This window comes from Streptomyces sp. MB09-02B (assembly GCF_033794485.1).
Lineage (GTDB): Bacteria > Actinomycetota > Actinomycetes > Streptomycetales > Streptomycetaceae > Streptomyces.
This window is the reverse complement of record NZ_JARGEE010000320.1, coordinates 1-10,696: the sequence shown is the minus strand read 5'-3', so window position 1 is coordinate 10,696 and position 10,696 is coordinate 1. Positions and strand designations below refer to the sequence as shown.

7 protein-coding genes and 2 pseudogenes are annotated in these 10,696 nt (G+C 70.5%); 7 read left to right on the top strand and 2 right to left on the bottom strand.

Going from position 1 to position 10,696, the window contains the following annotated elements; all coding sequences use genetic code 11:
• The first annotated feature begins 125 nt into the window (after window positions 1–125).
• Window positions 126–908: a pectate lyase gene (locus P1P70_RS32590; protein ID WP_319244208.1), complete on the top strand. Its 783-nt coding sequence runs from the start codon at window positions 126–128 to the stop codon at window positions 906–908.
• 121 nt (window positions 909–1,029) lie between these two features.
• Here P1P70_RS32590 and P1P70_RS32585 read toward each other — a convergent pair whose 3' ends face one another.
• The gene (locus tag P1P70_RS32585) at window positions 1,030–1,611 is read right to left on the bottom strand and encodes a hypothetical protein (RefSeq protein WP_319244207.1); all 582 of its coding nucleotides are present in this window, start codon (window positions 1,609–1,611) and stop codon (window positions 1,030–1,032) included.
• A gap of 236 nt (window positions 1,612–1,847) precedes the next feature.
• On the opposite strand from P1P70_RS32585, the gene P1P70_RS32580 reads away from it, so the two are divergent.
• Together P1P70_RS32580 and P1P70_RS32575 are read left to right on the top strand one after the other, a co-directional pair.
• Window positions 1,848–2,933 (top strand): exo-alpha-sialidase, encoded by a 1,086-nt coding sequence (locus P1P70_RS32580; protein ID WP_319244206.1) that lies wholly within the window; start codon window positions 1,848–1,850, stop codon window positions 2,931–2,933.
• 170 nt (window positions 2,934–3,103) lie between these two features.
• A pseudogene (locus P1P70_RS32575) lies at window positions 3,104–3,279 on the top strand (uracil-DNA glycosylase); the annotation flags it as partial.
• 114 nt (window positions 3,280–3,393) lie between these two features.
• Here P1P70_RS32575 and P1P70_RS32570 read toward each other — a convergent pair.
• Complete coding sequence (locus P1P70_RS32570) at window positions 3,394–4,206, bottom strand: NPP1 family protein (RefSeq protein WP_319244205.1); 813 nt, start codon at window positions 4,204–4,206, stop codon at window positions 3,394–3,396.
• A 331-nt stretch (window positions 4,207–4,537) separates the two neighbouring features.
• On the opposite strand from P1P70_RS32570, the gene P1P70_RS32565 reads away from it, so the two are divergent.
• The 4 genes and pseudogenes from P1P70_RS32565 to P1P70_RS32550 form a co-directional block, all read left to right on the top strand.
• Window positions 4,538–8,350: a hypothetical protein gene (locus P1P70_RS32565; protein WP_319244204.1), complete on the top strand. Its 3,813-nt coding sequence runs from the start codon at window positions 4,538–4,540 to the stop codon at window positions 8,348–8,350.
• Window positions 8,351–8,546: 196 nt separating this feature from the next.
• Window positions 8,547–9,149 (top strand): YdcF family protein, encoded by a 603-nt coding sequence (locus P1P70_RS32560; RefSeq protein WP_319244203.1) that lies wholly within the window; start codon window positions 8,547–8,549, stop codon window positions 9,147–9,149.
• Window positions 9,150–9,252: 103 nt separating this feature from the next.
• Complete coding sequence (locus P1P70_RS32555; RefSeq protein ID WP_319244209.1) at window positions 9,253–10,347, top strand: VanZ family protein; 1,095 nt, start codon at window positions 9,253–9,255, stop codon at window positions 10,345–10,347.
• A gap of 240 nt (window positions 10,348–10,587) precedes the next feature.
• Window positions 10,588–10,696, top strand: a pseudogene (locus tag P1P70_RS32550) (electron transfer flavoprotein subunit alpha/FixB family protein); the annotation flags it as partial.

The window sequence follows — 10,696 nt, the reverse complement described above, 5'->3', positions numbered from 1 at the left end:
CCCTACGGCTACACCCCCCAGCCCGCCTCCTCCGTCGTCGCGTCGGTGACGTCGGGAGCGGGCGCCGGGAAACTCTGAGAACCCGCCAACCCCCCATCCGCTCGGACAACAGAAGGAATCGGGACATGACTTCTGCAGCACGTCCGCGTGCCCGCACGCGCGCGCTGACCGGCACGTTCGCCGCGTTCAGCCTCTCGTTTGGCATGATCATGACTAGCGGGGCCACTCCGGCGAACGCCGCCACCTGGCCGTCCGCCAAGGGCAGTCAGCCGGTGTCCTCCACCATCTCGGTGTCCGGCACCCGGGACGGCGGCATGGTGCGCTACTACGGCAGCGGCGAGCTGGCCGGGGACGGCCAGGAGGAGGGCCAGGACCCGATCTTCAAGCTCGCGGCCGGCGCGACGCTGAAGAACGTCATCATCGGCGCGCCCGGCGCCGACGGCATCCACTGCGAGGGCAACTGCACCCTGCAGAACGTCTGGTGGGAGGACGTCGGCGAGGACGCGGCGACCTTCCGCGGCGGCTCCACCTACACGGTGACCGGCGGCGGCGCCAAGAAGGCGGCCGACAAGGTCTTCCAGCACAACGGGCCCGGCACCCTGAACATCTCCAACTTCGCGGTCAGCGACTTCAAGACGCTGTACCGCTCCTGCGGCGACTGCTCGACGCAGTACACCCGCAAGGTGAACCTCAGCAACATCGAGGTGACGGGGACGGGCTCCACCGCGCGCCTGGTCGGCATCAACGTCAACCGCGGCGACGTGGCGACCCTGCGGGGCATCACGATCCTCAACGACAGCGGCCGCAAGGTCATCCCTTGCCAGAAGTACAACAACAACTCCCCCGTCGGGACTGGCCCCGACAGCACCAACTGCAAGTACTCCACCTCGGACATCACCTACCGGTGACCCCGCTCGTCATCCACCGGTGAGTCCCCCGGCGGCCGGACGGAGCCTCCCCCCACGGGCCTCGTCCGGCCGTCGGCCTTCGCGCGGGACGATCGCCGTCACGTTCACGCCCCGCCCGTCCTCACCAGATCTTGCGTTCCCAGAGCGGGCCGATCCGCTCCCACTCCTCGTCCCACTGGTCCATCCGCCGCCGTTCCATACGGCCACGCACGAGCCGACCGCCCACGAAGGGCACGGCCGCCACGAACAGACCCGCGAGACCGCCCACGAGCCCGGCACGCAACCGGGCCTGCGACTCACTGGCGGGCTTGGTCACCAGCAGGCCCTCGGCGTCCGTCCAGACGGTGACCCGCGCTCCCATCAGACTGGCGGGGTCGACCCGGGCCTGCCCCTCCTGCCCGGAGCCGTCCGGCGCGGTCCAGCGGACCTTCGCCCACACCTTCTCCGTGGCCGTACCGCTCCGGCTGGACGGCTCGGGCGCGTCCTCCGTGAGGACCGCGCCGACCGGACGCCACTCGGCGCGCTGCCGGGCGAGGCCGGACTCCACGGAGTCGGCGGCCATGAAGCCCGCGGCCACCCCGCCGAACAGCGTCAGCGCCCAGGCGATCAGCACGACCCAGGACTCCAGCCGGTCGCTGCGCCTTCTGAGCGGGTTGCGCCGCCATCGCCACAGCCACACCTTCGGACCACGGAATGCCACCATCGGGGGCACCCTCCCTCGCACACGCAGGACTGCCGGACCGCTCTCCCATACGGCGGCGGCCCCCGCCCTGCTCATGCGATGTGGGTCACCCCCGCCCGTTCTGATCGGCCCCGGCCCGTCCCGCATCCGCTCACACACCCGCTGACCTGCGGCGGAGCCGTTCCGAGGGGTGACTGTCAGTGGTGGGGTGCAGACTGGCCGGTGACTGGGACGACGATGTCCGGGAGGTGGCCGAGATGGCTGAGGTACTGCTCACCGTGGGCACACGCAAGGGACTGTTCATCGGGCGGCGGCGGGGAGGCGCCTGGGAGTTCGACGAGACGCCGTACTTCAACGCGCAGGCGATCTACGCGGTCGCCATCGACACCCGTTCGGACACACCCCGGCTGCTGGTCGGCGGCGACAGCGCCCACTGGGGCCCCTCCGTCTTCCACTCCGACGACCTCGGACGCACCTGGACCGAACCCGCCCGGCCCGCGGTCAGGTTCCCCAAGGACACCGGGGCCTCGCTGGAGCGGGTGTGGCAGCTGCACCCGTCGGCCGCCGAACCGGACGTGGTGTACGCGGGCACGGAACCGGCCGCGTTGTACCGCTCCGAGGACCGGGGTGAGACCTTCGAGCTGGTCCGGCCCCTGTGGGAGCACCCGACGCGCGACAGGTGGGCCCCGGGCGGCGGCGGCGAGGGACTGCACACGATCCTCACCGACCGGCGCGATCAGCGCGCGATGACCGTGGCCGTCTCCGCCGCGGGAGTGTTCCGCACCGAGGACGGCGGGGCCAGCTGGTCGCCCTCCAACTCCGGTGTCTCGGCCGTGTTCCTGCCGGACCCGGACCCGGAGTTCGGCCAGTGCGTGCACAAGGTGACCCGGGACGCGACGACCCCCGACCGGCTGTACCTCCAGAACCACTGGGGCGTGTACCGCAGCGACGACGCGGGAGCGCACTGGGAGGACATCGGCGCCGGGCTGCCCTCCACGTTCGGTTTCGCCGCCGTCGCCCATCCGCACCGCGGGGACACCGCCTACGTCTTCCCGATCAACGCCGACGCGGACCGTGTTCCGGCCGACCACCGCTGCCGGGTCTTCCGCACGGCCGACGCGGGGAAGAGCTGGGAGCCGCTGGCGGCGGGCCTGCCGACGGACGACCACTACGGCACGGTGCTGCGCGACGCGATGTGCACGGACGACGCGGACCCGGCGGGCGTCTACTTCGGCAACCGCAACGGCGAGGTGTACGCCTCCGCCGACGACGGCGACAGCTGGCGGCAGTTGTCGGCCCATCTGCCGGACGTGCTGTGCGTGCGCGCGACGGTCGTCGGCTGAGCGGCCGCAGGGGGTCGCCGTCGCCGTCCGCGCACGGTCGCTGCTGTCCGTCAAGTCGCCCTGCGGACGGGCCCGTTCGGCATCGTAAGGTCATGTTCGATCAACTGGCGACCGCCGGTTGATCGTCATGGCCGTTACGGCAGGAGGGTGACGCCGCGGCACCACGACCGTTGCACGAAATCGTCGAAGAGGGCTGGGCGAAGGCTCTGGAACCGGTGGCCGGAAGGTTCGCCGGGATGGGCGACTTCCTGCGCGCGGAGATCGCCGCCGGTCGGTCTACCTCCCCGCCGGACGGAACGCCTTTCGGCCGGGACATTCTGCTTCAGCCTCGATTTCAACCTCGCCCTTTCGCGGATCTTGGCGAGGGGGGTCGCCGACTCCGTCTGCGAACCCCCCTCGCGAAATCTCGCCACCAGCCCCGTACGGCTCGACGGGTCGTGGACGGCGGTCGGTCCGGGTGTCAGCTCCAGGCGTTGAAGCCGATGTCGGACGGCTTGGCCTTGTTCAGGGTGTTGCGGAAGCGGTCGCCCTTGTCCTGGAGCGGGAAGTTGGCTTTGCCCCAGTCGGAGTTCGCCAGCGCGGTCCAGGCCGTCCTGTTCGTGCCCCACAGGCTGTCGTAGGGGACCAGGTTCGGGCGGTCCCAGTTGTCGGGGCCCCAGGCCTCCGCCTGCTCCTGGAACTTGGCGAAGCGGAAGGCGTGCGTGCTGCCGCCGTCCTTGTGATAGACGACCTTGAAGCGCTTGCCCACCCGCTCCACGTCGTTGAACCGCTTGGTGGTGTAGTCCCCGTGGGCGGAGACGGACACATAGCTGGGCCACTCGTCGTTGCCGTGGTACCAGACCACGGCGGCTTCCCAGTCGTGCCGGTGCCCGAAGGCGTCGGCGCCGGCGACGACCTGATCCTTCTCGAAGTACAGGGCGTAGACGATGCCGCACCAGCCGGTGCCCTTGTCGCACTTGGCCCGCGAGTAGGTGTTGGCGTTGCCGAGGTGGCCGGTCTGGCACCCACCTGTGATCGACCCGGAGTTCTTGAGACCGCCGTTGAGGTTGCCGCTCGCGTCGACGGCGGGCGCCGGGTAGCAGCCGTCCGAGTCGTAGTCGAAGAGCGGCTGGAACATCTCCTGCTTCGGGGCAACGGCGCCCAGGTACGGAAGAGGCCTGATCCCGTCGGCGTGGGCGTTGCCGGCCAGTCCGAGCGTCAGTGCGGCGACACTGCCGGTGACGAGCGCGGACCTGAGGAAGCGGGTTTTCCTGACCTTGGCTGTCTGGGACATACGAGTTCTCTCCAGGTGCTCGGTCTGCCGGGACCCTGGCGCTGTCCGCGCAGGGAATCCGGTGGGTCGCAACCGAGACTGGAGAGCGAAGAGTTGATTGAAAGCCCCTCCGGCCGGAGCCAATCAATTCCTCCGGACGCGTCGGAACGCCGGTCCGGGCATCGGCACGACGAAAGGGACCCTGTGCATCGTGGCCACCTGTCCGGTGGCACACCTCCGTTGGCCCTGCATCCGCCGATACGTCACGAGGACGTGTGTTTCCGAGGTCTTTCGTGTCGTATGGTCGCAGCCTTGATCGGCTCGCCGACGGTGCGGGAGGGAGTAGGTGCTCATGGGGCGCCCCGAAAGAACCCTGGACCCGACGACCGGTCCCATAGCCCGGCTTGCCCATGAGCTCCGCGGGGTGCGTAGAGCGGCGGGCAGCCCCTCCTACCGGCGCATGGCGGAGCGGGCCGGGTTCTCCGCGTCGACGCTGTCCCAGGCTGCGGCCGGCGAACGGTTACCCTCGCTCGCCGTCGTCCAGGAGTACGTCAAGGCGTGCGGCGGCGACCCGGCGGAGTGGGCGCCCCGCTGGAAGGAGGCGGAGGCGGAAGCCGCCGAGGCGCTGCGCGAGGAGCCGGCGGACGCCCCGGCGCCGTATCGGGGCCTGGCGCGCTTCGAACCGGACGACCGGCATCTGTTCTTCGGTCGGGACCGGATGGTCGAGCAACTCCACCGGTTGGTGTGTGATCACCGGTTCGCGGTGCTGTTCGGTGGGTCCGGCAGCGGAAAGTCCTCGCTGCTCAGGGCCGGACTGGTCCCCGTCCTGCGCGAGGAGATCGCCCGCCGGAGCCGTCCGGCGGTACTGCGTGTGCTCACCCCGGGCACTCGACCCGCACAGACGTACGGGCACCTGCTGGCCCCCGCCGAGGGCGAGCCGGACAGCTGGGTGGTGGTCGACCAGTTCGAGGAGACCTTCACTCTGTGCAGGGACCGTGAGGAACGGACCCGCTTCATCGACCTGTTGCTCGCCGCCCGAAACCCGGCCGGTCGGCTGCGGGTCCTGATCACCGTACGGGCCGACTTCTACGCCCGCTGCTCCGAGCACCGGGGCCTGGCGGACGCGCTGTCCTGTGCCGGACTGCTGCTGGGATCGATGACGGCCGACGAACTGCGTGAAGCGGTGACCAAGCCCGCGCAGTCCGTCGGACTGATGGTGGAGCGGGAGCTGACCGCGCGGATCGTCGAGGAGGTGGTCGACCAGCCCGGGGGACTGCCGATGCTCTCCCACGCGCTGCTGGAGACCTGGTGGCGGCGCAAGGGGCAGGTCCTCACCCTGGACGCCTACCAGGCAGCCGGCGGAGTGCACGGCGCGATCGCGGCGACGGCGGAGAAAATGTACGAGCAGCTGACGCAGGAGCAGGCACGCACCGCCCGCCAACTGCTGTCGCGGCTCGTCGAGCCGGGCCGGGGCACCCCGGACACCCGGCGCCCGCTGGCCCGCGCCGATCTGGCCGAGTGGACCAACCCGAACGTCCCGGAGGTGGTCGAACGGCTGGCTCGCGCCCGGCTCCTGATCACCGACGAGGACGGTCTCCAGCTCGCCCACGAGGCCCTGATCACCTGTTGGCCGCGGTTGTCCTGCTGGCTGGGTGAGGACCGCGAACGGTTACGTGACCACCGGCGGTTGACCGATGCCGCCCGCGCCTGGTCGGAGCACGATCGTGATCCGGGCGGACTGTATCGAGGCAGCAGGCTGGCGCGGGCGGAGGAGTTGTTCGGGGACGACGACGGCGCGCTCACCGTGCCGGAGCGGGAGTTCCTCATCGCCTCGCTGGAGGCCTGGGAAGCGGAGCAGCGGTCCGCGGCGCGTACCGCCCGAAGATCCCGGGCGCTGGTGACCGCTCTGTCGGCCGTCCTGGCGGTGGCTCTGCTGGTCGGTCTGGCCGCGCTGGACCAGCACCGCGGCAATGAGAGACAGCGCACCGACACAGCCGCCCGTCGCATCGCCGCCGTCGCCGACTCCCTGCGCACCACCGACCCGCGCACCGCGATGCTGCTGGGTGTCGCCGCCTGGCGCGTCTCGCCGCTCCCCGAGTCCCGCCGGGCTCTCCTCGGCGCCCTCGCCCAGCCCGAACAGGACAACTTCACCGACCCTGCCGCCGGCGACAGTCCCCGTCGCTTCCTCACCTCGTCCGGCCGCACCCTGCTGAGTGTCGAGGACCGCGCGTGGCGGACGTACGACGTGGCGACGCGCCGCCGCGTCGGCTCGGGCCGACTTCCGGCCGACGGCGACCAGGTGGTCGGGGTTTCCTCCGACGCGAAGGTGATCGCGCTGAACGAGCGGGACGGCATCCGGTTGTGGGACACGACCACCGGGCACTGGGCCACAGGGGGGTTGTCGTCGGCGTACTCCGACGTCGCTTTCGGCGACGGTGCCCTGCTGGTGACCGGCACCGGCGATCGACGGGCCCACCTGTACTCCCTCACCGACGGCAGGAAACAGTTCGAGAGCCCGGCTGCCGCCCGCGCGGTCCTGTCCCCCGACACCCGTACGGTGGCCCTCTGCCCCACCGGCGGCCGGAGCGCGGCACCGCAGGTGTGGGACACCGTCCGGCACCGCGTTCTGCCCGGCGACTGGGCGGACGACCAGGACGTGTGCGACGACAACGACGCGTGGCCCTCCCCCGGCGGCGGCGAGCGGACAGCCGGCCTCGGGGCCGGCATCCGGGCCGACAACCGGTCGGCACTGGTGTTGGGCCACGGCGGGCTGTTGGCGGCCGCCTCGCTGTCCGGCATCCGGGTCTGGGACACACGCTCGGGACATCTGCTGGCCGACATCACCGCCCCGGGCGTCCAGTACACCGCCTTCAGCAGGGACGGGAAGTTCCTGGCGGTGACCGACGGCGCGGAGATCAAGGTGTGGCGGCTGTCGTCCCCCGAGACCCCGGTGTTCCGCCACTTCCTCAACAACCAGTACGTGTCCGGCGCGTTCGCCTGGGATCCCACGCACCCCGTCCTGCGCTATCTGGAGGGCGGCACCGTCCACTCCCTGGACGTGACGGCGGCGGTGACGCCGGCCTGGCAAGCCGGTGAGCTGTCGGGCGCCCGGCTCGCCCCGGACGGCCGCACCCTCGTCACCGCCGAACGAACGGCCGCCGGTCACCGCTTCCAACTGAGTGGCACCGGCGGCGGGCACGTCAGCCGGACGCTGCCCTCTCCGCCGTCCCCCGTCGCTCCCGAAGGCTTGGATCCTGTCGTCCCCGACGACACGGAAGCCCTGATGGCGTTCAGCACGGACGGGAGACTGCTCGCGTCCGGCGTCTCGGCGCCGGGCCTGGAGGTGGTCTCGCAGCGGATCACGATCTGGGACCTGCGCCGCAACAGGGCTCGGGACGTGCTGGACCTGGCTGTCGCCGACCCGGCCGGATCGGTCACCGACCTCTCTCTGGGCCCCGGCGGCCCGGACCTGTACGCCGTGCGTGCCCCCACCGGCGGCGGCTTGAGCGACAAGGGGTGGCAGGGGGAGGTGTGGGACACGCAGAGCCGTCGCCGCGTCTCCGTGGTGACCGGTCTGACCAGCAGCGGCCTTGCCGTTCGCACCGACGGGGGGCTGCTGGTCGGTGACAACCGCTTCGCCCGAGCCCCGAAGGGTTCGATGACCGGGAAGGATCTCGTCCAGGGCGATCGGATCAGCGGCCTCGCCTTCAGTGCGGACGGCTCACAGTTGGCGGCGGGCGACTCGACGGGCCGGGTCGCACTGTGGGACGGCGACCTGAGGCACAGGGCCGGGGTGCTGCGAAATGTCTTCCCGTCCCGGTTCGGTGACTCCCCGGAGGGCGTCGGGGCACTGGCGCTCAGCCCCGACGGCCAGAGCCTCGCGGTGGGGGGCAGTTCGGGAACGCTCCAGTTGTGGGATGTCGCGACGCAACAGCCGTTGGGCGGGGCCCTGCCGACGCCGGGCGAGGAAATCGCCTCCATGGCGTTCAGCGAGGACAGCGGCACGGTGTACGTGGCCGGGCGCCACGTCCCCCTCAAGCCGTACGTCATCGATCCGGAGCAGGTGGCCGAGCGGGTGTGCGCCAGGGTGAGCGGAACACTGACGCGGGCGCAGTGGCGGACGTACGCCCCGGACATCCCGTACCGGAATGTGTGCGGGCACTGATCTCGATGCTCCGGGCTCGGGACCGATCTGCCGCGAGGCGGCCGACGAACGGGCCTTGCCGTTCGCCCGCCGCAGCCGGGCCGCGATGCCACAGGAGTACCTGGAGGACCGGGCGACCTACCCGCCCGGTCGACCTGGGCCCTGTCAGGAACGTGTGCGCGCGGTCCGCCTCCGTCCGCGGCGGGAGGGTGCGGCGGTGTCCCCGGTTCCGGTGTTCGTGTACTTTCTGCTCTACTCGTTCGTCTACGGCAGGATCCGGCACCGGCACGCCGTCGACTTCGTCCTGGTGCTCGGTTCCGGGCTCATCGGAGGTTCGCGGGTCCCTCCGCTGCTGGCCGGCCGACTGGACCGGGGACGCGCCGCGTTCGACGCCCAGCGGGCCAAGGGCCGGGAGACGATGCTGTTGACGTCCGGCGGCCAGGGGCCGGATGAGGACCTCCCCGAGGCACGGGCGATGGCCGACTACCTCATCGCGCGCGGCGTGCCGGCCGACCGGATCCTCATCGAGGACAAGTCCCGCACCACTCAGGAGAACCTGCGGTTCAGCAAGACACTGATGCAGAACCGCACAAGGGACTACCGGGCGTTGGTGGTGACCAACAACTTCCACGTCCTGCGTGCCGCCCAGATCGCTCGCAGGGAGAAAGTCGAGGCACAGGTCATCGGCGCGCCGACAGCCCGTTACTTCTGGCCCAGCGCGACGATCCGCGAGTTCGTGGCCGTCTTCCTGTCGCACCGGGTCCTGAACCTGAGCATCTGCGTGTTGCTGGCCGCCGTCGGCGCGCTGCGCCTGTACTGATCCATTCCGCTTTTCGCGCGCCGACGCCGACCAGGGCTGCGACGCTGAGAGGACTCCGTTCATGAACAACAGGGTGGAGCCGGCCATATGGGCTGCCCTGCTGATGTCCGTGGCCGCGCTGGTGCTGTTCGTTCCCTACATAGCCGTGCGGTACCGGCGACGCGGCGAACTGGGCCTGGGCAACATGGCATTGGCATTCGCCGGGCCTCTCTACGGCCTGGCACTGTTCTTCTACGTGTTCGCCCCGTTCCCGCGCCTCAGGCCAGATTTCTGTGCCGTCATCGGTGTCCGTCGGCCACAACTGATCCCCTTCCATTTCCTGCACGACATGGGAAGGTCCGCCAACGGCAAGGGCCTCATGGCGATGCTGCACAACCCGGCCTTGGCGCAAGTACTGCTGAACGTGGCGCTCTTCATCCCCTTGGGCATGTTCGTCCGGTACATGTTCCGGCGTAGTGTGCCCGTCACCGCGGCCGTCGGCCTGGCTGTGTCACTGCTGATCGAGACGACACAACTGACCGGAGACTGGTTCATCTACCCGTGTCCGTACCGGCTGTTCCACGTCGACGACCTGATCGCGAACGGCCTGGGAGGTCTGATCGGCGCGCTGGCCGCCCCACTGCTCAGTGCCGTGCCCGGCCAGCGGGTCCACGCCGAACCGGGAGCGCCGCGCCCTATCACCTGGCGCAGGCGGCTGCTGGCGTCCGTGTGCGACCTGATGAGCTTCGGGTTCCTGTATGTGCCGACGGTCGCCGCCTGCGCGGCGCTGATGTGGATCTGGCAAGGAGGCCTCTCCGCCGACGGCGCGCCTCCGTACTCGGACTTCTTCGTCGACGTGACCGTCGAACGTGTCGGGTTCTGGATGCCGTGGCTCGTGCTCACGGTCGGATTCTCCCTGGCAGGCAGCGGGGCCAGTCTCGGGCAGCGCATCGTCAGGTTGCAGGCGACCACCGCTGACGGCCGCCGGCCAGAGGTGAGGGCGAGGCTGGTACAGGGCCTGACGGGCGTCGGCGGCTTCCTGCTCCTCAACCACTTCGACTCGTTCTCCGGCCCTGCCACCGTCCTGGCCGTCATGTCGCTCGTCGCGCTGTTCAAGACATCGCGGCACCGCGGTTTCTCCTACCTCTGCGCGAGACTGACGATGACGGATTCCCGCATGCCGAGCGGGCAGGGGAAAGCAACCGAACTCGTGCAGTGACTCGCCCCCGACTCAAGACAGGCCTCCCGCGCCAGGCTCTCGCCGCCTGAGCGCCGTCGGCTCGGACCGGTCAGTGGCGGGGGCCGAGTTCTCTTCCAGGAAGAACCCGGAACTCGCAAGCCCTGCGAGCCCACGTTCGAAAGGCGTAAACCGAGCTATGGGCCCTCGGCCGACGAACTCGCACGACGGCTCGTCGAGTCGGGGGCCGAGGCACGGCCCGCCTCACATCGTCGTCGTCCGCCGCGCCGACCGCAGTCGGTGTTCGCCGCCTCCTTCACCACCAAGTCCCGTGTCGCCAAGGGCACCCCGGTCATCACCGTCAAGCCCAACTCGGCCGCCGTCGAGGCCG

Coding starts and splice junctions, on each gene's coding strand:
- P1P70_RS32555 (WP_319244209.1), top strand. CDS start 9,253: ATGTCCGTGGCCGCGCTGGTGCTGTTCGTTCCCTACATAGCCGTGCGG.
- P1P70_RS32585 (WP_319244207.1), bottom strand. CDS start 1,611: ATGGTGGCATTCCGTGGTCCGAAGGTGTGGCTGTGGCGATGGCGGCGC.
- P1P70_RS32590 (WP_319244208.1), top strand. CDS start 126: ATGACTTCTGCAGCACGTCCGCGTGCCCGCACGCGCGCGCTGACCGGC.
- P1P70_RS32570 (WP_319244205.1), bottom strand. CDS start 4,206: ATGTCCCAGACAGCCAAGGTCAGGAAAACCCGCTTCCTCAGGTCCGCG.
- P1P70_RS32580 (WP_319244206.1), top strand. CDS start 1,848: ATGGCTGAGGTACTGCTCACCGTGGGCACACGCAAGGGACTGTTCATC.
- P1P70_RS32565 (WP_319244204.1), top strand. CDS start 4,538: ATGGGGCGCCCCGAAAGAACCCTGGACCCGACGACCGGTCCCATAGCC.